The sequence below is a fragment of the Synechococcus sp. CBW1107 genome (assembly GCF_015841355.1).
GTDB lineage: Bacteria > Cyanobacteriota > Cyanobacteriia > PCC-6307 > Cyanobiaceae > Regnicoccus_A.
Window position 1 is genome coordinate 1,257,799 of sequence record NZ_CP064908.1, and the last position, 23,278, is coordinate 1,281,076.

Annotated in this window: 18 protein-coding genes and 1 pseudogene; 3 read left to right on the forward strand and 16 right to left on the reverse strand. The window is 62.6% G+C overall.

Annotated features, from left to right (window positions below):
• Positions 1–12 precede the first annotated feature (12 nt).
• The 12 genes and pseudogenes from I1E95_RS06620 to I1E95_RS06675 form a co-directional block, all read right to left on the reverse strand.
• A complete protein-coding gene (locus I1E95_RS06620; RefSeq protein ID WP_197167201.1) occupies positions 13–1,173 on the reverse strand; it encodes an ABC transporter substrate-binding protein in 1,161 nt (386 codons plus the stop codon).
• A gap of 160 nt (positions 1,174–1,333) precedes the next feature.
• Positions 1,334–1,597, reverse strand: coding sequence for a hypothetical protein (locus tag I1E95_RS06625; RefSeq protein ID WP_197166427.1), 264 nt, complete (start codon positions 1,595–1,597; stop codon positions 1,334–1,336).
• 314 nt (positions 1,598–1,911) lie between these two features.
• Positions 1,912–2,349, reverse strand: coding sequence for a thioesterase family protein (locus I1E95_RS06630; RefSeq protein WP_197166429.1), 438 nt, complete (start codon positions 2,347–2,349; stop codon positions 1,912–1,914).
• A 98-nt stretch (positions 2,350–2,447) separates the two neighbouring features.
• Positions 2,448–3,602: an acyltransferase family protein gene (locus tag I1E95_RS06635; RefSeq protein ID WP_197166431.1), complete on the reverse strand. Its 1,155-nt coding sequence runs from the start codon at positions 3,600–3,602 to the stop codon at positions 2,448–2,450.
• 1,048 nt (positions 3,603–4,650) lie between these two features.
• Entirely contained in the window at positions 4,651–6,513 is a 1,863-nt protein-coding gene (locus tag I1E95_RS06640; protein WP_197166433.1) for a mechanosensitive ion channel family protein, read from the reverse strand.
• A 13-nt stretch (positions 6,514–6,526) separates the two neighbouring features.
• Positions 6,527–6,850, reverse strand: coding sequence for a DUF1214 domain-containing protein (locus tag I1E95_RS06645; protein WP_231594911.1), 324 nt, complete (start codon positions 6,848–6,850; stop codon positions 6,527–6,529).
• Positions 6,847–7,200 carry a hypothetical protein gene (locus tag I1E95_RS06650; protein WP_197166437.1) on the reverse strand — a complete coding sequence of 118 codons (354 nt, stop codon included), beginning with the start codon at positions 7,198–7,200 and terminating at the stop codon, positions 6,847–6,849. The genes I1E95_RS06645 and I1E95_RS06650 overlap by 4 nt, the downstream gene beginning before the upstream one ends.
• Before the next feature lie 710 nt (positions 7,201–7,910).
• Positions 7,911–11,255 carry a hypothetical protein gene (locus I1E95_RS06655; protein WP_197166438.1) on the reverse strand — a complete coding sequence of 1,115 codons (3,345 nt, stop codon included), beginning with the start codon at positions 11,253–11,255 and terminating at the stop codon, positions 7,911–7,913.
• A 186-nt stretch (positions 11,256–11,441) separates the two neighbouring features.
• On the reverse strand, positions 11,442–11,864 hold the full coding sequence (locus I1E95_RS06660) for a hypothetical protein (protein WP_197166439.1): 423 nt from the start codon (positions 11,862–11,864) through the stop codon (positions 11,442–11,444).
• Between the two features lie 186 nt (positions 11,865–12,050).
• Positions 12,051–12,602 (reverse strand): annotated as a pseudogene (locus tag I1E95_RS06665) (tyrosine-type recombinase/integrase).
• Between the two features lie 227 nt (positions 12,603–12,829).
• Positions 12,830–13,738 carry an MBL fold metallo-hydrolase gene (locus tag I1E95_RS06670; protein WP_197166440.1) on the reverse strand — a complete coding sequence of 303 codons (909 nt, stop codon included), beginning with the start codon at positions 13,736–13,738 and terminating at the stop codon, positions 12,830–12,832.
• Positions 13,739–13,769: 31 nt separating this feature from the next.
• Positions 13,770–14,318 (reverse strand): pyridoxamine 5'-phosphate oxidase family protein, encoded by a 549-nt coding sequence (locus tag I1E95_RS06675; RefSeq protein ID WP_197166441.1) that lies wholly within the window; start codon positions 14,316–14,318, stop codon positions 13,770–13,772.
• 104 nt (positions 14,319–14,422) lie between these two features.
• On the opposite strand from I1E95_RS06675, the gene I1E95_RS06680 reads away from it, so the two are divergent.
• The 3 genes from I1E95_RS06680 (at position 14,423) to I1E95_RS06690 (ending at position 16,408) form a co-directional block, all read left to right on the forward strand.
• Positions 14,423–15,301, forward strand: a complete 879-nt coding sequence (locus tag I1E95_RS06680; protein ID WP_197167203.1) for an SWIM zinc finger family protein — start codon at positions 14,423–14,425, stop codon at positions 15,299–15,301.
• Positions 15,288–15,869 (forward strand): MEKHLA domain-containing protein, encoded by a 582-nt coding sequence (locus tag I1E95_RS06685; RefSeq protein WP_197166442.1) that lies wholly within the window; start codon positions 15,288–15,290, stop codon positions 15,867–15,869. Before I1E95_RS06680 ends, I1E95_RS06685 begins: the two co-directional genes overlap by 14 nt.
• Positions 15,870–16,000: 131 nt before the next feature.
• Positions 16,001–16,408 (forward strand): Hsp20/alpha crystallin family protein, encoded by a 408-nt coding sequence (locus I1E95_RS06690; RefSeq protein WP_197167205.1) that lies wholly within the window; start codon positions 16,001–16,003, stop codon positions 16,406–16,408.
• Between the two features lie 418 nt (positions 16,409–16,826).
• On the opposite strand, the gene I1E95_RS06695 is transcribed toward I1E95_RS06690, so the two are convergent.
• The 4 genes from I1E95_RS06695 to I1E95_RS06710 all read right to left on the reverse strand — a co-directional run bounded on the left by I1E95_RS06695 (position 16,827) and on the right by I1E95_RS06710 (position 23,229).
• Entirely contained in the window at positions 16,827–17,852 is a 1,026-nt protein-coding gene (locus tag I1E95_RS06695; protein WP_197166443.1) for a methyltransferase, read from the reverse strand.
• Between the two features lie 292 nt (positions 17,853–18,144).
• Positions 18,145–19,713, reverse strand: coding sequence for an arylsulfatase (locus tag I1E95_RS06700; RefSeq protein ID WP_197166444.1), 1,569 nt, complete (start codon positions 19,711–19,713; stop codon positions 18,145–18,147).
• A 585-nt stretch (positions 19,714–20,298) separates the two neighbouring features.
• Positions 20,299–21,138 carry a nitrate ABC transporter ATP-binding protein gene (locus I1E95_RS06705; RefSeq protein ID WP_197166447.1) on the reverse strand — a complete coding sequence of 280 codons (840 nt, stop codon included), beginning with the start codon at positions 21,136–21,138 and terminating at the stop codon, positions 20,299–20,301.
• Positions 21,139–21,228: 90 nt separating this feature from the next.
• Complete coding sequence (locus tag I1E95_RS06710; RefSeq protein WP_197166448.1) at positions 21,229–23,229, reverse strand: nitrate ABC transporter ATP-binding protein; 2,001 nt, start codon at positions 23,227–23,229, stop codon at positions 21,229–21,231.
• Positions 23,230–23,278 lie beyond the last annotated feature (49 nt).

Consider the following 23,278-nt stretch of genomic DNA (forward strand, 5'->3'; position numbering starts at 1 on the left):
TCCAGGTGCGGCTCAGCGTGCAGGGGCACTGACCGGCTCCGTGGCCTGCTGACGCAATGAACTCACCACACCACTGCGCTTGAGGGCGCTGATCGCCAGATCGATCCGCTCGGCAGTGGCCTGAGGCAGGCCAGATGCGAAGGCGAACGCCTGGGATTCCGGGCGGATTCCCTGCAGGGCCAGGCTGGGCAGCGCGCCATTCAACTCTGAGTGTGTCAGCAGATAGCTCAGCTGCAGGTTGTCGCCCAGCAAGGCATCGACGCGACCGGAGACGAGCAGATCGAACCCCGAACGGATGCTGGCCATAGGCAGGATCGAGACCTTCGGGCCTGTGGTGCCGGCGTTGAGTTCCTTCAGCAGGGCTTCACTCACGGTGCCGCTGCGCACCCCCACCCGCAGACCGCGCAGATCGGACTCGGAACGGATCCGTCCCGCGGCGGTGCCCTGCACCTCCCGTGCCACGTTCACGGTGAGATAGCCCACCAGAAGCGAAGCCGAGACAATCCGCACCAGATAGGCCACCAGCACGATGGCATTGCCGCGGGTGGTGATCACGAGGGTGTTGCTGCCCGGCCCGGTCGCCAGCACCTGGAACACCTTTCCGAATGTGCGGACGCGCCCGTGGCTCAGGGTCTCGGGCTGCCGGGAGTAATGCTCCACGGCCCAGGTGAGCAGGGCAAGCAGCGCGATCACCAGCAGGTAGCCACCCAGCAGCTGCAGCAGCGTGGGCGTCAGCAGCGCCGCCAGGAAGGAGCGCCCGAGATCCAGCCGGCTCTGCAGCACCATCACGGCCAGCCCGTCCTCCTGGAAGGGGAGGCTGAAGCGGTAACGCGCCAGCCGGTCCGGGGAGACGTTGATGCAGCCCACCGCCACATCCAGCCGGCCCGTCCGGGTGGCTTCCAGCATCTCCTGAACGGATGGCCACTCCGTGACCACATAAGGAAGTCCCTCGCGGGTGGCGATCCGGTTCCAGAGTTCGATGGACAGCCCCTGCCAGTCACCGGCGTCCCGGTAGCTGCACGGCGGTGCGCCATCCACGACGCCCACCCGCAGCACGGGTTCCGATGCTGCAGCCACCTCGGCGCCAGCCAGCGCCAGAAGCAGGGCGGTGCCCCAACTCACCAGCACAGCTCTGATGCGCCCTTCGAGGGGAAGGGCTCGGTGTCGTGCCATGGCGGCATTCTGGCTGAGCCGCATGGAAGGGCCTCTGCCAATCCGGAGACCGGCAAACCCAGTCAGGCCCTGAAGAGTCGAGCTGAAGGCTGCGTCGTGCTCACAAAGGCGTCCTGGAGACCGCCGAGGTGGATAGCGGACGGCATGGGCCTGAGGCTGCTCAGCCCTGGTTCGCGGCGATGAGACGTGTGTGAGAGACCGTGGTGACCATCAGCCAGGCCAGAACGGGACGGATGAGAAGCCCGATCCAGAGGGCACCGTCGATTTGATCCACCGAGGCCCGCCCTTGAGGGATGGCCTCGGTGCTGACACCCGCTCCGACACCCGTCAACTCAATCAGCGTGCTGCCCAGGACGGTGAGCGCACCCAGAAGGACGACCGCGGCCGGAAGTTTGCGCTTAGCGGCGATGGGAACTGGCGGCATCAATACCTGCCTTTGAGGCCAGAATGGATGCTCAGAGTGGCCATGAGTTAGTGCATCGCCACAGAGGGCGGAGCACTAACTTCTGCAACACAGTTGTCAGGCCTGATGACCCCACCAGCTCTCATAGGAACTGGACCACTGATGGGGGGTCACGTGAAGTGGAAGCATCCGTGCAGGCTGAAGTCGTCCGAGTCTCTTGGAACAAGAGCGCGGAATTCACCTTGCCTGGGGCACACCACATCCGAGAAAGCCCTACTACACAGGACCCCCCAACAAAATAGACAACTCCACCGTGGTGTAACACTGATTTCACGCTATGAAGGAGGCTCTGCAGAGCCAGCCTGACCCGAGAATGCTGGAAACAGTGCCTGCATGTCCAGCGGGATCGGGGTGGGCCTACCCGTGGCTAATTCAACAAACACAAATAGCGTTTCGCCCTTGGCGATGACTTTGCCATCTGTCTTGCGAAAAAATTCATATTTTCTGATTCCGCGTGCATGCCTATATTCAGCAATCCATGTACTCACTTCGATTTCATCTCCCGCAAAAGCAGGAGCAAGATATTCAATCCGACTCTCACGCGCAAACCAGCCTCTGTTCTCGGGCATTCGATACTCGACGATTGACTCGGGATGCCGAATCGCCGCATCTTGCATCCATTGCAAATAGACAACATTGTTGACGTGTCCATAGCCGTCAATGGCGCTGTCCGGGACAATGATTGTATAAGCAAAGATGGGAGGATACGGCATCGGGCGACTCCACTCCTAAGTTGAATATGATTGTTTAGCAGAGAACCACCCAACGCTGGCGCCCAGACACTTGGCCGACCGATACCGACATAGTTTCATCACAATATTTCTCGCGCCAATGGCATCTTCTTGACTGAATATCCCACCAGAAACGATGCTGCCACCGCCAAAGGAGCCACCAAGACAAACTTAACAGTCAAGCCTATGTTAATCCCTCTCAAAGCCAGCGCCAGAAATACAATGACTGGCGCATGCACAATATAAGTTGCGTAGGCTGCTTCAGACATCGCCACACTCAATACACCCTGATTGTTGAATCGATTGCGAAAATAGATCAGCAGAGTTACCACCACAGCCAAACAGACTAACTCTTCCCAAACCGAATAAGCCAACGATTGCCATTGCCAACCTCCGAGGAACGGATCAAGATTCCCTTGCAGAGCGCCTCCCGCCAGGAAAATGATCGGAAAGGTGATGATCAAGCCAATCGTGACCCACTTCCAGATTCGGCCCTGCCTGTCGGTTAGCTCGCTGAACCAGTTGCGATGATACGCGGTAATACCTAAAATATACAGTGCGATGTACTGAGGGAAGTGGGCGAGCTGGACATGCAATGGCTCGAGCCACCACCCCACTGGCAACCAGATTCGCACCACAAAAGTAATGAGTCCCAGCCCCATCGCGAACAGTGCAATTTCCCCATTGCCTGGGACTCTACCCTTAACTTGCACGGGCACGCATGGGCTGATACGACGCCATAGAACATACAGAATTGTAAAAATCAACAAGGCTTCGATAAACCATGTTGGCCCCACACCAAGGCTACGCAGGTAGCCTTCTTGCAATGCTTGCCAGAAACTTCCTTCAAAGCCATAAAAGACAGAAAGCGTACACTCAAGCAACGGATTGAGCAACAAAGCATAAACGAGCAATGGGATCCCCAGTCTCTTAAGGCGATCGATCAGAAAAAGCCCCACTCCCTTTCGATCCAATGAGGCGGGACTGAAGTGGCTTGACAGCATGAAGAACAACCCCATAAAGAACGCCTGATTGAGCGTGATGAAGAGTGTCAGGACCATGGAGGTAACTGCTCCGAGTTGACCCTCCTCGCTGTAATACCAGTCTCCCGGCGCTCCATAACTGCTTGAGAGGTGGTGCAGGATCACTAGAATGGCGAGCAGGATGCGCAGGTTATCTATATAAAGCAATCTTGACGTACTGTCGCTGGATACACTATCTATTTGGCCGACCATAACAGGAGACCCCCTACGCCTAGGCACTATAGTTGACCTAGGGGTGAGTAGCAGCGCTACAGATATGTGTACAATATAGTATCATGACCACCTAGACAGCCCGAGGGTTAATACAAGTATTTCTGATCCTAACTTCTGGATTTTGATGCTAGAGAGTGACCTTAACTGTCAAGGTCCTGCAACATGGATTTCCAGATGTCACTTGCTAGACAAGCGGTGCATGCACACGATTAACCTGCCGGGATTCTTGAGCTCACCAGCCCTTGCTCTTGATCCGATCAGAAAGAACTACGCCCCCGTCATCGTTGGTGCGCTAGAGGGAGTTGCTGATCCGTATGGCCGGCGACGACGACAGGCGGAATTCCCAAGAAGGGCACCGGACACCAAAGACCCAGGACTGACCCGCGCTTTGCTCTGAATGGCAACGCTCCACAACCCACGCTAACAAAGGCCAAAGTGAACAGCAGAAAGACCATGACATAGACAATCTCGCCATCCCGAGCGCTAGCCGTGAGAGCCAAGCTTAGAGAGAAGAGCATTGCAGCTGCATCAATCATATAAAAGAAGCAGGTGAACGCTTTAAGCGTTCTCTTCATTCGGCCTCCACCAAAATACCTTTAACTGATTCTTACATAGACCGAAGCCCAATCCGCATGAGTCGCTCAACAATCTCTCCAAGCCAATGATCAATGGTTGCAGCAGGCAATCCTGTGAGGTGCCTGGCTGGATCGGACATGAGGACTGGATCAGGCCTGGGGATCCACGCCCCCCTCTGCCAGGAAAGATGACGCCTCTCCATCCCGTCCACTTCAACCACCAGGAGGCCTGATGGAACCGACCGATGCTTTCTTCAAGCGAAGCCGTCAAGGCTGATGTCCGCCGGCGCAGGGATAGGGTGATCGATCGAGAGGAAGGGCCCTGCAGGCTCTGGTTTTCGTCTCCCCAGGCTGGGGAGGGACCAGGGGCGCCCGCCTGTCAGTGGTTGGCGGCCAGCACCCTGCGGATTGGTGACGCTGGCGCGGTGGGTCTGCAGGTCTGGGTGGAACGCTCAGGCCTGGAGTGAGAGCCGCTGCGGAATGCCGGGTTCGATGCCGGCCTCATCGAAGACCAGCTTGAGCCGCCACCGGTATTCGCGGGCCACACCCCACTGCTTGAGGGGCTGGGTCTTGATCCAGAGCTTGAGGCGCACGCCGCTCTGATCGAGCTGCTCCACCCCCAGCAGCTGGGGCTCCTCCAGGATCAGGGCACTCCACTCCGGATCGGCGGCCAGCTCCGTGGCCACCGCCTGCATCAGCGCGGAGGCCCTGGCCAGATCGCTGCGCCAGGCGATGTCCACCTCGAAGTTCACCCGGGCCCAGTCCTTGCTGCGGTTCTCACACTCGCGGATGGCGCCGTTGGGCAGGCTGATCAGTTCACCGCCGCCACCACGCAGCTGGGTGTAGAGAAGGTTCATGCTTTCCACCAGGCCGGCATGGCCGTTGGCGGCGATCGAATCGCCGACGGCATAGAGGTCGGCGCTGAGGATCCGCACGCCGCCGATCAGATCTTCCACCAGCCCCCGGGCCAGGAAACCCACGGCCACCGCCACGATGCCTGCCCCGGCCAGGATCTCGGGGGTGAGGCCGAACAGCAGCAGGGTGAGATAGAGACCAAGCAGGGTGGTGCCGACCCCGATGGTGCCCTTGATCACCCCGAGATTGGTGCCCAGGCGCTGCTGGGGACGCCGCGAGTTGGGCTCCGCCAGCTGCGCCTGCTCCGCCCACTGGTTGAGGCGGCGCGCGAGGCTCCAGCTGAGCAGGCCCTCCAGCACGATCATCACCAGCCAGATCACCGGAATCCAGGCCGACTGGCGCAGCAGGGCCAGGGCGAGCAGGCGGCTGCCGGGCAACACGAACAGGGCCAGGATCACGGCCATCACCACCACGGCGATCCGCAGCACCCGGATCAGCTTGATGGTGAGCGACTGGTGGCGCTGGACGCGCTCCAGCTGCTGCACCTGCCGGAGAGCCTGGCCATCAGCGGCTTCAACTATGGCCTCCTCACCTGGCAGGGCCTTGTCCTCCTCGACGGTCGAGCGGCTCTGTTGGAGCTCGATCAGCTCCCGCCCCAGCGCCAGCACCCGCTGGCGGCGCCGACGCACGGCCGGGCTGCACACCAGCACACCGGCCGCGCCGAAGGCGGCGGCCAGAGCCACCATGGTCGCCCGGGCCCAGGGGAAGCGCCGGTCGAAGCTGGCTCCCCAGAGCGCTTCGCTCAGGGTGCGCTCCAGGATCCCCTCCCAGCGCTGCGCCAGGGCCTCGGTGTCCAGGCCATTGGTGATGCTGTCAGGCTCGGTGAGGGTGATCAGCGTCACCAGCGGGGTGTTGTTCGCCTCATCGGCCGGCAGCACGATCACCGGGCTGTTGTTCTTGGTGGCGATCGCCAGCGATGGCGTGAGCGGGTGACGGGGTTTCTGCTGGCGGTCGAGCCACAGACCGGCGCCGAGGCTCGGCGGGGGCGTCGGGGCGCTGCGCACGGAGGCCTCCAGCTGGCTGGCCAGTTCCCGCAGGCTGGTGGCCACGGCCGTGGAGCGGGCCTCCACCCGGGCGGCGCTGTCCTGGGCGCTGGCCCCATCCGCGCCCCCCACGGCCAGGCGGATGCGCGGCTCGCCAGGTCCGAGCGGGATGTGAGGACTCACCACCACGCTGCACCAGAAGCGGCCGCAGGGACGGGCCCGGTCGAGATCCCACCAGTGCTTGCGGGCCGACAGCCCCGCCTCCGCACTGGAGTCCGTCCCGCCCCCGGCAGCCCATCCAAAGCCGGACGCCGGGTTGACGAGCACGAGCATCAGGGCCATCACGGCCATGGCGAGCCTGCGAGGCCAGAGCCCCAGGGGCCAGCCGGCTGAACGTCGCTGCCGTGGTGTCCCCATCCCCATGCCGTGCTCAGCTCTCCACAGGTGTAGCGGGGGGGAACCGCCAAAGGCCCTCCAGCACCTCCGCTCGGGGGAGATAGAGCCTCACGGTGTCGTTCCAGCCTGGAGCGATGTGCCGCCAGTTCGGCTGGCTGGAGCTGGCGCCGAACACAATCTGGACCGCGGCGTCGGGTTCGGGCTGGGGCGTGAGGTTGTTGAGGGAATAGCCGCCATGGGGATTGGCTTCGAAATAGCCCTCGGCGTTGTACACACTGATCGACCAGAACCCGTCCACCGGCACATCGGCCACCCGCAGCCGGTGGGGGGTGGTGCCGTCGTTGTGCTCGGGTGTCACGTTGATGAACAGCACAGCCCGTTCACTGCCGCCCCCCCCAGCCCCAGGATGGCCCGGCGCAGCGCTCCCAGGCTCTGCTGGTCCCAGTCCGGCAGCACCAGGTTGCCGGGGCTGCTCTGCTTCACCCGCACAGCGTCCTGCAGGGCGTGGGCCGCGACCACATCCGCTGGATCACCGGGATTCACCAGCGTGCGGATGTTCACGCGCAGGTAGCGGCTGCCCACCGACTCCTGGGTGAGGCGATAGCTGGCAGGCCGGGCCTCATCGGCCACGATGAAGTGATCCTCGTTGATGATCCGGATCGACTGGAAGCGCTCGCCCCGCTCCGGCAGCGTGAGGGTCACGGGCATGCTCAGATCGAACACGCCGTAGGACTAAAGGGTGTCGCGGTTGGCCGAAGGCACCGCTGGCGTCCCGCTGGCGCAGGTAGCTGTCGGTCTCGGCGCGCACGAAGGTGTCGATGGTCACCTGGATCGGCCGGCTGTCCTGGTTGGTGCTCATCGAGGCGTGAGGAGCGCTGGCGTGGGGGCATCCTTACCGATGGGTGTCGCGAACGATCCGTGTCACGCAGTTTGGCGATCCCCAACGCCCGGGCTGGTGCTGGGCACTGTGCCGCCCTCTCCGGGTTCCTCAATCAGGGCCGTGACCATCACCCCGTAAGGCTGATGCGTGTGGCCTGGACCGACTTGGCGGGCAGGGCGACACGGAGGTCGCCTGGGACCATGGACTCCACCCGCGCAGCTGGACCAGGGCATCATCAGCACCTCCACCTGCCCCATGGGCTTCCGCTGTGTGGTGCGGGTCTGAGCTGTGGCGGAACGGAACGTTCTCCGGTGACCTGGTTGAAGCTGGGAGCAAACTTTCCAGTTCACCGGCGGAGCGCAGCGACGTTCGCTGGAACCGGTTGTTAGCGATCTCCCCATTCGGCATCTGACGAGCGGTACGGGCAGGGTTTCATCCGATGGGGTTTCGCCACTCCTTCGATCGTCCCAGATACAGTCTTCCAAATTGGAAATTGTCAAAGCTGACTCCGAACAGCCACGGCTGCGAGCGACCTTCATTACCCGAGTAGATCGCGCATGTCGGCTCCATCTGCGCAGGACTTCAAGTCGAAATCGATGTTTGCTGGGACAAGTTGGTCATTGGCGTCTCGACTCGGGAGCACGTACGTGATCGACCCGTGAGACGCGACCAGCGCCACCAAGCTCGTGCGGTGCGGTTCGATGTCGACTTGTACAACGCCGTCATACAGCTGCTGGTCGACGCGATCGCTGCCTGGGACGAACGTGAGGCCGCGCACACCGTCTATCCGTAGCAGGCGGCGCGCCGCCTCGCGCATCAGCGGTTGCACAGCCTCTAGGAGCGCCAGGCGCTGCGCCGGACCCAGCGCCGCAACCGGATCGAAACCGGCGCCGCGCACTTCGATGCCCTGAAGCGCTATGGGGTTGACCGGATGGCCTGGTCCGCCCAGGGGCAGCGGGGGTTCGAGTGACAGTTTCAGGTACTTATCCCGATCGTCAAACAGCACGTGCAAGAAGTCGTTCTCGAGGCTGAAAAAGCTGAGCCGCCCGAGCTCGCTTACCGAGCCGAAGCCGATGTGCGCGATCGAGTGGACAGCGAAGCGCAGCTCGAGGGTTGCTGGTTTGCCGAGCATCACCCCCAAGCACAAGCGTATGTCGGGCCAGCACGTCAACAGGTAGGAACGCTCCGCGCTCTCGAGGTACGAGCGTGGGGCGACGTGCACCTGGGGCGACGACGCAGCCCAAGCGTGCGCGGTGAACGGTCCTTGCAATTGGCCTTGGTTTGGAACAGCTCCCGCGATGACCGTAAGCGCATCCTGTGCGTGTTCCGCGTCGTAATCGACCGCATAGCGGTTGCCAAGCCACAGCGCGTAGATGTTGGCGTTGAGCAGATTCTGCGAAATCCCATACCCTAAACGTGGTGTTTCGCCCGCCGCAAGCCTACGTTGCAATGCCTCAGAGACGTATCCTCGCAAGTCCGGATCAACTTGCGTTACCACATGCGCGAAGCCTGTGAAGGGATAGGAGATGCCCGTCAGTGTGCTCGCCGCTAGCCGCTGTTCAGTGCGTCCGTCGGCTGCGTATTGCAAGAGTTCGTGTCGGGGCACGCCTTCTTCGGCGAGCACGTCGCCGACAACCGGGATGCCGATCGATACGTCAACTTGCGCATCAAACGGTAATGGCAGGCGGAAGTGCGGGAAGCGCTGCATGGCCTGCTCGAGCCCGTCGACGACGCCCTCCTCGAGTACGGCTCGCACCTGATTTTCGAAGGCCTCGATGGCAAAGTTCGCAATCGTGTCGAAAAGCTGATGGACACCGCTCGGAATCTGTGAATTCACCGACACCGTGACGTCCCCGTCGAGCGACGCTCGGTCCGCATCGAGAAAAAGTCCCCCCGGGTTGCTACGCCGATCCGGCGCAACGCTTGAGCGCAAGCGGGGTTGATCGATTGTCAGTCGCAGCTCGCTCGTGTCCCAAACCAGGTAGGTGACGACCGCGAGCAGCGCGGCTCCACCTAACACCGTCGCCACCGGGGCGTTCGCGATGAGTAGGGACAGGGTGAGCCACCCCAGCGGGCCGAGCCCCATGAGGAGCATGATCAGCGGTCCGACCACGAGCGGACCGACGATGGCTAGTGCCACCAACGTGCCGGCCGCTGTGGCCCAGAAGTGAACACCCGGCCAGCGCTCCATCGTGAGCGTCGCCTCGAAACGCCGCAGCGCGAACTCGAACTCGATCATTGGACGATTGGCGTTGCCGTCAATGAGAGTGATCCGCAGCCCGCTCAACAGATCCCGATTCGCAGCGAACTCGGCGCGCAGCGACTCCAGCTGTAGACGCACGTGTATGAGGTCAAAGGAGGGGCTCGGCCAGATCGACTCACCGAAATCGCCGTTGATCGTTTCCTGTAGCGTGGAGATGCGTTGTGAGAGCACCTCTTCGCGCACCCGCGCACGCGACGTCGGATCCAACTCCTCGAAGCGCCTGTTCCTCGCGATGTTCGCGTTGGCTGCTACGGCGGCAATTTCGTTCTCGATCGCAGCGGGGAGTATGACCGGGTTTTCCTGACCGCCCAGGGGCAGAGGGTTTGGGAGCGACAGCAGTTCTTTCGCCAGCGACTCCGCCATGCGATCGAGCAGCCCTCTGCCGCCACCCAGGCCGTCGGCGCTGGTAGGCGGCTCGCGCAGGAAGCAGAAGAGTCCATCGCCCGCCTCAAAATCGGCGTTCGGCGGCGTGTTATCCGAGAAGCGCTCTAACTGGTCAAGCCAGTCGATTTCGAAGCGCACCGCTCTGTTCTCTGGATCGGTCGGGTCGACGCGTGCGCCGCTCGCCACGTCGAGCCGCGAGCCGATCGCGTTCAGGATCGCTTGAATCGCGTCGAGGAGCGATTGGCGGATCTCGAACGAGGCGCTCGCATGCAGCGTCTGGGGTTGGCACTGCGGTAGGAAGGGCTCGCTTTGGATCTCTGGCTTGCGGTCAAAGACTCCCGGCCCATAGGTGGCCATTGTCTGAGCGTGCACGTAGGCCCTATTGGCCGCATGCGCTGTCCCGCGCGCCCGAGTCGTATGGCGGGCACGGCGGGAGTACTTGCCGAGCGTGACCCAACCCGCATCCTGCTTCTCAGCCTTCGCGCGCAGGTCCCGAAACCCCTTGGGGATCGCGAACACGCTCGGCGGGACGTCGCCGATGGACCGGATCGTCACGCGGTGGCGCGCGAGACATGCTCGCCGGACGCCCTTCGCATCGGCGGCCCACATCTCGACGCACACAGGCACTCCCTCCTCCACAAGCTCGTCGAGCGGCAATCCAACAGCCACCAAGAGCTCGAGCCCCGGCAGGCAGGAATGAAGAACGGCTTCGGCAACCTCGCGCGATATCGGCTTGTCCGCGCCGAGCTCGATGCGCAGATCGAGGGAAAGCGCACCGCGCACGGACAGCGTGATCTCGCCTGGCTTTCTGTCGACGCGCCAATCCAATGTGAGCTTGCGCGTCGAGCACAGAATCGGCGTCGCGGGCAACTGCTCGTTCCCGAAGTGCAGGAAACTCCCGTCCTTCAGGTCGAGGTAAACGGCGCCATGGTCGGAGTGTTCGAGCACACGGCTCGGCGAGGCTTTCTCGACGCTCTCGTTTGATCGGTAACCACCTGCCGAGTGGATGCGCACACGACGCTGCACCGACGACGCGCGCGCTTCGGGCAATCCGGGGAAGGCGTTGCCGAACGAAGTTTGCATCGCCGCGAGTTCGAATGTCGAGTCGAGCTCGAACACGACCCCGCTTGCCGCGCTCTTCGGCGCCTGCCACGGCCTCGTGGGTTTCGACGCGAGCAACTTACGAACCTCCTCCGTCGCTGCTCGATGCAGACCTTCGGGGGTAGCGAACTTCATGTCTCACATAGCGCCCTCTTCAAGGAAGATAGCCAATGATTCAGACTGGCAAAGATCTTTGAAAATTCTTAATTTCTACAGCATGTCGCTAACATTAAACATGATCATTACCCAACCGGTGCAGCTGGATGGACATCCGATCGATGGAAGGGTTAGGCATCGGCGTGCCGAGATCGATGTACCTGTTCATTGGGCTTCAACGTTAACCAGTTGATCGACCGACTTCCATTCCGAGGCGCCAACAAGGCAGTACGTTCCCGTGACCGTTGTTGTTCGGTAAGAGGAGTTGGGCTTGCCGGTTGCGACTGCCTTGATCGTGGCGCATTGATCTGACAGCTTGGTCGATATGGCTATCACGTTCGGAATGTGCACGTATGGCAACTCGGACCTGTCCTGGCTATCGGACGCCTGGAAGCCAAGTGCTGACGAGATGCTTATGACGACGCTGTTCTGCCCGGCTTCCGGAAAGCCAATTTTGGCGAGCTTTGCAAGGAGAGATAATCGTGTGGAATTCTCTAATCTTGGGGTCAGCAGCGTCACAGCCTTGACTTGAAACGAGACAAGGACTGCAAAGCAGACCAAAGCACTGTTGAAGAATCGCGTGGTCATTTTGATGCGATGTCTAACAATATCTTGACGGGTCCGATATCCACGCCCTGTCCAGCCCCTATGGCCGCAGAAGAACCCTAAGCCCCCAAGCTCATGGCTGAAATCGATTCCAGCATAGGGCCTTTTTGGAATTGTCCCATCTCTCAACGGACCTTAGGCGGGTCCACGAACCGAATGTTTGTTTTGCTACAAAAGATCTGCTGGACTCAGCACACCACAGGGGCCGCGATTCAGCACATGCGTATAGATCATCGTCGTCTTCACGTCACGGTGACCCAGCAACTCCTGAATGGTTCGAATGTCGTGACCACGCTCCAGCAGGTGGGTGGCAAACGAATGCCGAAAGGTGTGACACCTGGCCTGCTTATTGATTCCTGCTTTCAGGATTGCTCGTTTCACGGCCTTCTGGATCAGGGAAGGGTCGATGTGGTGCCTGCCTTCGGTTCGTTCCTTCTGATCACTCCAGCGGTGAGCCTGCAGAAACACCCATTGTCAGGCCCACTCTGAAGCAGCGGTCGGATACTTGCGTCCCAGTGCCATGGGCAACATCACCCGTCCCCACCCGGCCGCCAGATCCGCCCGGTATATCTCCTGCACGCCCAGCAGATGGGCCTGCATAGGCTCCACCAGACTGGTTGGAAACACAGTGACCCGGTCCTTGTCACCCTTGCCGCTGCGAACGGTCAGCTGCCGAGTCTGACAGTCCACATCCTTGATCCATAGCCGCAAGGCTTCCATCAGCCGAAGACCACTGCCATACAGCAACTGCGCCACGAGCTGCTCGACACCTTCGAGCTGACTCAGCACCACCTTCACCTCAGCCACCGCGGGCACCACCGGTAATCGCTTGGGCTGCCGGGCGCGAACCACTCCCTCCAGGTTCCCCACATCTCCGCCCAGCACCGTCCGGTAGAGAAACAGCAAGGCCGACAGCGCCTGGATCTGCGTTCAACGCAGATCCACCCTCAGAGTTCCCCGCCCTGTCCCTCTCGCACCCGCGCCAGCGTGACCTCCAGCTGCCGGCGCCATTCGCCCGCAGAGAAGGCATGCCAGCGGCCATGGCCGGGGAACAGCCAGCGCACGTCCAGATCCAGCAACCGCTCCACTGAGCGCAGCTGCTCGTCCCAGTTCCACCAGCAGACCCGCCGGGAGGCCACCACCCCCGGCGGGTCCACCCCCCACCAGAGATGGTCGCCGCTGAACAGCACCTGATCGGCAAACAGCACCGCCACGCAGCCGGCCGTGTGTCCCGGCACCGGAATCACCAGCAGATCGTCATCGAGCCGCTGGCGTTCCGTGCCCTCGAAGCGGTGCTCCGCCTGCGGCGCCGCCGATGCATCGGCGCTGTGGATCCAGCGCGCGGCGCCGAACCGCTGGGCCCAGGCCTGGTGGTCGGCCACGTCGTCGCGGTGACTCAGCAGGATCCGGTTCACGCCGCCCAGGGCCTCGATCCGGCGGGCCAGGGCCGCACTCCAGCGCGGGGAATCGATCAGCACGTTGTCGGGGCGGCCATCGGCTCGCCGTCGCGTGATCAGCCAGCTGCTGGCCCCGAAGCTCTTGCGCGACGCCCAGCCGCAGTAATGCACCTCCCCCTGCGGCAGGCTCGCCACCAAAGACGGGAAGCCATCGGCTGGAGTGTGCGCCAGCAGCTCCCGGCTGGTGCCGATCGCGGCCACCGGACAGGCCTGCAGCGCCAGCAGGGCCGCGCGGGTCTCCTCCTCCCCGTCCGGCTGCGCCCAGACGTGCGAGCTGCTGCCGGTTGGAGCGAAGTGGGCCGGATCGAACTGCCAACAGGTGCCGCAGTCGATGCAGCTGCGATCCACATAGAAGGGACCATCCACATTGACGGCCAGACGCTCAGCTGCTCGGGCCATGACCGTGAGCCAACAACATCCCCAGCCTGAATCACTCCTGCCTGCCGATGGCGGTGGGTAGGCCGTCGAGGCTGCGGGCATTCCTGCTCGACCAGTACCGCCGCAGACCGTCCTCGCCCTGTTTCCGGGCCCAGCGGCTCAGATCCTGGCGCTTTTCGAGGAAGGCGTAGCGCGGCACCGCCATGCCGCAGGAGGTCTGCACCAGCTCGATCGCCACGTCAAACAGCTGCCGCGCCCCCGGCAGCGGCGGGAACAACGCCGCCAGCTCCTCCCATGCCGCGTCGCCCCGCTGCACCTCCCGGGCGCTGCCGTACACCCGCAGGATCTGCGGCTTGCCTTCAAAGGCGCAGAACATCAGCGTCAGGCGCGGCTGGCGCTGCACGTGGGCGGCGGTCTCGTTGCCGCTGCCGGTGAGGTTCAGCCACACGAGCCGCTGCGACCCCAGAACCCGCAGCGCATCCATCCCCTTCGGCGACACGTTCACGTGTCCTTCGGCCAGGGCCGTACCCACGACGAACATCTTCTGAGCCTCGATGAAGGCGATGTGCTCCTCGTTCAGAGCGGCAAAGCGCTGACCCATGCCGGCAGGGTGTTCAGAATGACGATCCTGCCGTCTCCAGCGACGCCATGCGCCCGAACACGGGGCTGGCGGGTGGCCAGACCCTTCCCCATCACGATCCGCCCATGACCTCCACCTCTTCGGCGATCACCACCCAGCTGGGCCAGCAGGGCCTGGGACACCAGCCCTGGTGGGTGGAGCAGTGGATGGAGCTGATCAACTCCTACCGCTACAAGAAACGGCTCGAGCGCGCCTGGTCCTATGTGCGCGAGGGCAACGTGCTCTCGATCCGCTTCGAGGGGCGGCGGGTGCATGCCCGCGTGCAGGGCACGGAGGAGGAGCCCTACAAGGTGAAGCTCTGGCTGGATGTGCTCAGTGACGACGACTGGGGCTACGTACTCGAGGCCCTCGGCCAGAAGGCCCGCTGGTCGGCCCAGCTGCTGGCCGGGGTGATGCCCCAGGACATCGAGCGCGCTTTCGCCGCCAGCGGCCGCCGCCTGTTCCCCTTCAAGCTTCAGGAGGTGCGCAGCGAGTGCAGCTGCCCCGACAAGGCCAATCCCTGCAAGCACGTCAGCGCCGTCTACTACCTGATGGGCGATCGCTTCAGCGAAGACCCCTTCGTGCTCTTCCAGCTGCGGGGCCGCTCCAGGACCCAGTTGCTCGCCGACCTGGCCAAGCGCCGACGGAAACAGCTGGCCGCAGCCGGAGGCGGCAAGCGCCGGGCCGCCGTTCATGTGCCTCACCCCGTCCATCCAGCCGTGAGCGACCCGAGCCGCTGGTGGTCGTACGCCTCAGCTCTGGATCCGGATCTGGTGGTGATCACTCCGGCCATGGAGGGGGAGAGCGGGCTCGATGAAGCCGGTGAGCTGCCCCTGGCCCACGAACCCCTCTTCCCCGAGGCCAACCGTCTCTTCCTGGGCCTGCTGAAGGCCCAGGCCAGCCGGGTGAGTCAGCAGGCCCTGGCCCAGGCCATGGGTGGCAGCAATGGCGATGCCGCTGCCTGAGCCGGAGGCCGGCTCACTCCCCGCCGAGGCTCCCTGGCTCACGCCGGCCGCCATCGAGCGGGCCACCTGGCTGCTGGCCTCCCACCAGCAGGCCTTCGGCCGGCCCCTGATCGCCTCCGCCACAGCAGCGACCCCCACACCGGCTTCTGCTGAAGCCCGCCAGCGGGCCCAGGAGCTGTTCGCGGCAGCCGCCGTGGTGCTCGCCCACGACGGCAGCGCCGACCGGCCTGATCACGACCCCCGCCTGATCTACGCCAACCGCTCGGCCCTGACGCTCTGGCGCCGCCCCTGGGCGGAGATGGTGGGCCTGCCCTCCCGTCTCACGGCCGAGCCCGCCGAGCGGCCAGGCCGGGCCCGACTGCTGGCCAGCGCCCGGGCCCGGGAGGCGATCAGCGGCTACACCGGCATCCGCATCGACAGCCACGGCCGCCGCTTCGTGATCCAGGGAGCCCGCCTCTGGACCCTGCGCGACAGCGACGGCCGCGACCGCGGCCAGGCCGCCGCCTTCTCCAGCTGGTGGTGGCTGCCGTCATCGCCCCTGGCGGTTCTCCCTCCAGCTCTGGTGTAGAGACCGGCTCAGGCGGGTAGACCGAACCGGGATGGACGGTTTACGCCCTCCTCGATCTCATTGAGTTCGGCCAGATTCACTGCACGGGTGATCCGGAACCACCCGGATTCTCATTGATGAAGGACACCACCATGCTGACCCTGCGCCATTCCCCCTTCGATCTGCTCGAGCGTCTGGAGCAACAGGTCAATCAGGCCGAGCGTGTACCAGCCGCTGAAGTACATGAAACTGATCAGGCCTATGTCGTCGTACTGGAACTGCCCGGCGTTGACAAGAACTCGATCGAAGTGAAGGCCACCGACCGCTCCCTGCTGATCAGCGCGGAGCGTCGCTCCCAGACCACCAGCGACAACAACGAGGCCAAGGACGCCGGCCCCATCCACAGCGAATTCCGCTATGGCACCTGGAGCCGCAGCTTCCGTTTTCCCGCCGGCCTGCAGCGGGAGGCCATCGAAGCCCGGTACCGCGATGGCCTGCTCACCGTCACGGCCCCCAAGGCCCAGACCCACAGCACCGTTGTCGTCAAAGTGGAGGACTGAACACACTGGAGAACTGAGCAAACGCCCGAGGCGTTGAACGAGACAAGAGGGTTCCTGCCCCGGCCTCAGTGCCGGGGCTTTTTTCATGTCTCACTCCGTGTCGCCTTGGGCGAAACGTCTGTAAAGGGCCTCAAGGAGCTGGTTGCTGCTGTACGGCAGCGCCAACCAAGGACGTCGGGGAGTGGTCCAGGGAGCTGAGAGGAGCCATCGTCGGAACACACCGTGGGGTGAACATACGATCGCTTTGATGGCAAGAGTCAGCAGACCCTCATGCATCAGAAGGACTGCACTGAGTGATCAAGTGCCGTCAGAGGCGGCACTTCTGCATACCCCCCTCTTCGCCGTCCCCAGCATGCCGGGGGTCCTGTGCCAATCAGGATGCGCGGCGCTCAATCCGGTTGTTGCGGCACAGTCAGCCTCACAGTCGAGCGACGGCGCCATTCGGAGGTTGGTCTGCCTGGATGGGACTGGCCTCAACAATGGAGACCCCGGCGCCCGTGTCGATCGCTCGGGTCATCGCCAAGCCACATTGGCTGAAGAGTTGTGAATAGTCGGGCAGCGTCCGCTGACGCCCGCCGATCGCCAGCATGGCGATGTCCAGAGTCCTGGGCCAGTTCGGCCCAGGATCGTCCGGCAGAATGGCCTCGATGAGAAGGACTTTCGAGTGTTCGTGAGCAGCGCGACGCACCGACGTCAAAATCGTCTTTGAAGCCGTGTCATCCCAGTCGTGAATGACTTCCATCAGCAGGTAGGCATCGCCGGCTGGCAACACGTCGTTGAAGAAGTCGCCTGGTTGCAGCCTCAGGCGATCGGATGCCATCCCCGCCGCTTGCTCAATGACGTGGGATTGGTCAAACAGGATGCCAGAGGCCTGTTGTGCCTCAGAGAGCACGGACTGGAGCAGATGGCCTCGACCGCCACCGACATCGACGATTGTAGAGAAGATCGAAAAATCATACGCCGTGATTACACCCTGAATTTGCCCATGAGCTTTGCTGGTCATGGCTTCATCAAAGATGCGGCTGTCGTCAGGATGTGCAGCGAGGTAACCCCAGATTCCACCGGGCAACACCTTGTCCGCGCATGGCTGGCCGCTTCGAATGGAATATTCCAGCTGACCGACAGAAGCCCAGAAGGCAGGCAATCCGAACATCCGCACGAGCGAACGCATGGATTGGGGATGATCGCTACGGAGCATGAGCGACTCGGGAGTATGCACGACACATCCCCCTCGGAACTCGAATACACCATTGGCGGAGAGAATCCGAAGCGCTCGATCAAGGGCCGCTGGATCTGAGCCGGTCGCCTGGGCGAGGGCAGAAACGGGCTGGGGCGTGTTGTCCAGGGCGTCTGCGACACCAAGGTTGGCGACGGCATGGAGACAACGCGGTAAATAATGACCGGCAGCCAACTGGAGCAAGGTTTCAACTGGATTGTCCGCCATGATCAGAATTCCCTCAAATCGCTGTGTGCTTCATCCGCCGTCAACACCCACTCCAGCTGGGTCCGGAACGCCGAAACGTTCTCAAACCATGGGATTCATGCGTCCGATGAGTGACTGCCAGGGCAACCTCAGCCCTGGCCCTGAATCCAGGAGGGCGATGATCCTGCAGTCAAGGCTGATCGTTCAAGGTCTCGCCGGCCCTTACCTGCCAATCCATCAGACTGGCAGGTGAGGGCTTCGCCACTGATTTGGTCGTCAGCCTGACGGCGGGCCCGCCGTCATCAGCTCTGGATCAGTTTCCGGTTGGCATTGGTATTTTGATGCCCTCGTTCGCGAGCATTCCCCGCACATGCTGGAAGCGTTCGTACTGGGTGAGCGTAATCGGGCCGGAATACCCCTCGCCTTGCATCTTGCGTGGAGGGTATTGAACATAGGTTTTCATCAGGTCTTTGATGGTTTCGCCAATGGTGACCATCACCCAGGTGCGTTCCGTATAATTATTCATAAAAATATCATAGCGTTCCTGCGGATCTTGCCACAGGTCAAACAATTGAGGAACGATCGCGACATAACTCTCTGCCCCCTTCCAGCCCAGGTTGGAGTCTACGGCAAGACCTCCGGTGGTTCCGCCATCGTCGCCCCGCAGGTTAAACACAGCCTTGTAGTTGTTGACCCGCACTGCGCCTGGGGTCAGCTCATTCTCGGTGAAGTAGAACCAGGATTTTCGCTCACACTTGCCGGCGCCGAACAGCACCGGAGACATGTCATAGCTGTCAAAGATGATCGGTTGCCCCTCGCGATCATTGCTGGGCAGTGGAACTCCGGCTAGGGCAGCAAACGTTGCCATCAGATCAAGACCGCCCAGGATATCGTGGTTCTTCACGCCTGCCGCGATCTTTCCTGGCCACCAGGCAATGGCGGGGACGCGGTTGCCTCCCTCGCGGACAGTTCCCTTGGTGCCCCGGAATGGCGTATAGCCGGCGTCAGGATAAACGTCCTGCCAGGCTCCATTATCGGTCGTCCAGAAGACAAGCGTCTCCTCTTCCAGGCCCAGGGCCCGCACTTTGTCCATGATGGCCCCGATGCGGGCATCCAGCTCGACAATCGAATCCGCGTACTTGCTCTTGGAAGGAGATTGGTGAATGTAGTCAGGGTGCGGAAGGTTGGGCTGGTGCACCTTCATGAAGTTGACGCTGAGAAAGAAGGGCTGATCGTCCTTGGCGGCCACTTCGAGGAACTCAATCGCTGCTTTCTCGACATAGCCATCGAAAAAGGGAATTCCGACCACGCCTTGTTCCGGAGTGTCGACGTACTGGCCGTTGATCTTGAAGTCTTCCTTGGCCTCCTCTCCTGCCTTGCCAGAAAGCGAACCTTTGGTCACTTTCTGGAACATGGCCCTGAGCTCTGGATCCATATCGGGGAACCAGGTGGGATCAGCATAGGTATAGGCATTGAGGTGGTAAAGGCCAACATACTTCATCTCGTCATAGCCTTGTGCATTGGGTAGTGCATAATCGTCCTCGCCCAGGTGCCATTTACCCGTAAAAAAGGTGCGGTAGTCAGCCTGTTTCAACACGGAGGCCAGAGTCCACTCTGCGGCTGGCAAGCCGCCTCCCTGCCCCTGAAACGCCACGGTGGTCATGCCGCTGCGGTTGGGAATGCGTCCTGTCAACATTGCCGCCCGTCCCGGGGTGCAACTCGGTTGGGCATAAAAGGAAAAGAAGGTCATGCCTTCCGCCGCCAATCGATCGAAGTTTGGGGTTGGCATTCCCCTCCCTTCACCGCCGCCGTAGGGGCCAAGATCGCCATAGCCTGTGTCGTCCGTCACAAGCAGAATAATGTTTGGCTTTTTATTCGGCATGGGTTACCTTCTCCCTGAAGTGCTGATTGGCTAGCAGGTGTACTCTGCTGATCGGCAATGGCGAATCTCTACAACGCTCTCCTGTTGAGCCATGGCCTCCGGATCGTCTGAGAGGCAAGACTGTCCCTGGATTGCAGGGTAAACAGAAGATCTGCATTCTAAGGTCTTTTTGCCGGTTCTCTGCGCACGATGGCATTTCTTGACTTTCGCTTGCCGGCAAGGATAATGAAACAAGGGTGCCGATAGCTACAAGGACCAAGGCGTCTATCTCCGTCTCGTATAGCAGCTACCGAAAAGACGTGCATTTTTTCGATAGCATCTGTCTCATTTCCCCCAGCATTCGGATCAGTCCTCCGAGCCATCCAGTGATCGGCCGGGGAGCTGAGGAGATCCTGCGCACCCACCAGCCAGGGGGGCTCCCGCCTCCCGCCGTCTCAAGCCCCCGTTGGCTCTGGATGGATCTGGACGAGATGGATGAGACAGGCGACTCCGTCGCTTCAACGGAGTCGGCCTCAAGAGAGCGAACCCCGCCCCGGCTGCCAGGCCAGGGCGGGGATTGCTCGTGATCCGCACCTCACGGCCGCGTCACTCCGTGTCGTCGTGGGCGAAGCGGCTGTAAAGGAAATCCAGCGCCTGGTTGCGCATGTCGTAGTAGATCGGATCCTCCATGATCTCCTCGCGGTTGCGCGGCCGTGGGAAGTTGATGTCCATGATTTCGCCGATCCTGGCGGCGGGACCATTGGTCATCATCACCAGGCGATCAGCCAGGAACAGCGCTTCGTCGATGTCATGGGTGATCATCAGCACGGTGCACTTCTGGGTGTTCCAGATTGTCAGCAGCTCCTCCTGCAGTTCCTCCTTGGTGATGGCATCGAGGGCCCCGAAGGGTTCATCGAGGATCAGCACCTCCGGCCGGATCGCCAGGGCCCGGGCGATCGCCACCCGCTGCTTCATGCCACCGGAGAGCTGCAGGATCTTTTTCTCGGCCGCTTCGGTGAGCCCCACCATGGCGAGGTGCTCGCGGGTGATCTCCTTCTTCTCACGGGCCGGCAGATCCGGCTTGACCGAATCAATCGCCAGGTACACATTCTCGTAGGCGGTGAACCAGGGCAGCAGCGCATAGCCCTGGAACACCACCATGCGGTCGGGGCCGGGCTTGGTGATCGGAGTGCCGTGCAGCACCACCTGACCATCACTGGGGGTGGCGAAGCCCGAGACCATGTTCAGCAGGGTTGATTTACCGCAACCGGAGTGGCCGATCACGCACATGAACTCCCCCTCGTTCACCGCCAGGTCGATGCCGTCCAGCACCGTGTAGGGGCCAGTGGCGGTGGGGTACACCTTGCTGACGTTCTCGAAGCGCAGAAAGGCGTCGCTGAACGGGGACACAAGCCCCGCCTGGACGGGTTGAAGCAACGTGGACATCATGGATCTCGCTGAAGAACTCGAAGGAAGACAGAAACCTGGAGCAGGACCAGACTCCGGATCGCGTGGAAGCCCGGGGCTGGCCTCCTCTCAATCGCGCCGGGGTGGCGCCAGGGGGATCTCGGCAATGCTGAAATCGCGTTTGATCGTCTGGCTGTTGAGGTAGCCGATCGGGTCTTCGGCGTTGAAGGACTGGCCGTCGAACAGCTCGATGCCCTGGCGCTGATAACTGACCACCTCGAGGCCCAGCTCACGGGCGGCGGTGCTGAACACCCCCACCTGGCAGACGCGCTCGAGGATCTCCACCCAGTTGCGCGGCAGGGGGATCTCACCCCAGCGGGCCATCTGGGTCATCATCCAGAGGTGTTCGGTGCGGCTGGGGCGGTTCAGTCCCTCCCCGAAGAACAGGTGGTGCGGCACCGCCCTCTCGCTCTCCGGTCCGCCCCGGTCCACGTCGGCGCTGGCCTCGCTGAAGCGGATCATCTCCGGCTTGATGCCGAGGTAGCGGCGGTCGCTGAGCAGCTCGCTCAGCTCGGCCCAGTGGGCCGGATCGGCGCAGTAGCGGCAGGCCTCCAGCAGCGCCTTGGTGAGGGCGATGTTGGTGTTGGGATAGGCGATCGCCCAGTCTTCGCGCAGCCCCAGCACCTTGCCGGGATGGCCGGGCCAGATCGCCAGATCGCCAGCCACTGCGATGCCGTGGCCGTCGCGGATGGCCCGGTCGAGCCAGGGGGCACCCACGCAGTAGCCGTCGATGCTGCCGTCCTTGAGGTCGGCGAGCATCTGGGCCGGCGGCAGGGCCTGCAGGTGCACGTCCCTGTCGGGGTCGATGCCGTTGGCCGCCAGCCAGTAGCGCAGCAGCAGGTTGTGCATCGAGGCCTCGTGCACGATCCCCATCGTGTGGGGCTCGCGCTCGTGGCTCTTGAGATAGGCGCGGTAGTCCTCCACGGTGCGCACCCCCTGCTCCGCCAGGCGGCGGCCCAGGGTGATGCCGTTGCCGTTGCGGCTGAGGGTGAGCGGCGTCACGATCGGCAGGGGCGTGCCGCCGTGGCCGCCGGCCGTCATCCAGGTGGGCATCCCCGCCGGCATCAGCGAGGCGTCGAGAGTGCCGTCCACCAGCCCGTCGACGATGCCGCGCCAGCTGGTTTCGCGGATCAGGCTCACCTCATCGAGGCCGTGCTTGGCGAAGAGCCCGTGGGCTTCCGCCACGGCCAGGGGGGCGCTGGCGGCCAGGGGCAGGAAGCCCAGATCCAGGTTCACCTTTTCCAGCCCATGGCGGGCCACCACGGCATGGGGCCGGGCCCGCCACTGCTTCACCCGCTTCTGGCGATTGAGGAAGTAGATGATCTCCGAGCGCAGGCTGTAGTAGCTGGGATGGTGCACCACCTCCAGGCGGGCCCGTGGGCGGGGGATGTCCACCTCGAGGATGCCGCCGATCCTGGAGCCGGGGCCGTTGGTGAGCATCACGATGCGGTCGGAGAGCAGCACCGCCTCGTCCACGTCGTGGGTCACCATCACCGCGGTGAGCTCGTGCTCATTGCAGATCTGCATCAGCTTCTCCTGCAGATTGCCCCGGGTGAGCGCGTCGAGCGCCCCGAAGGGTTCATCCAGCAGCAGCAGCTTGGGCCGGATCGCCAGGGCCCGGGCGATCGCCACCCGCTGGCGCATGCCCCCGGAGAGCTGCAGGGGCAATTTTGAGGCCGCAGGGCCGAGGCCCACCATGTCGATGTGCTCCTGTACGAGGGTATCGCGCTCGCTGGAGCTGATCCTGCCCATCACCTCATCCACCGCCAGGGCGATGTTCTCCCGCACCGTGAGCCAGGGCAGCAGCGAATAGTTCTGGAACACCACCATCTTGTCGGGGCCCGGGCGCTTGATGGCTTCGCCGTCGAGCAGCACCGTGCCCTCGGTCGGCAGATCCAGGCCGGCGATCATGTTCAGCAGGGTGCTCTTGCCGCACCCGGAGTGGCCGATCAGGGAGATGAATTCCCCCTTGCGGATCTCCAGATCAATCCCCTTGAGGGCAAGGTAGGTTCCGCCACCCTGCAACGGAAAGCTTTTCTCGACTGTGAGGGCATCAACCAGTACCGTCATCGTTCAGACCTCAATCGGAGCTCGAGTTTGGTAGGTGAAAAGAAGACCA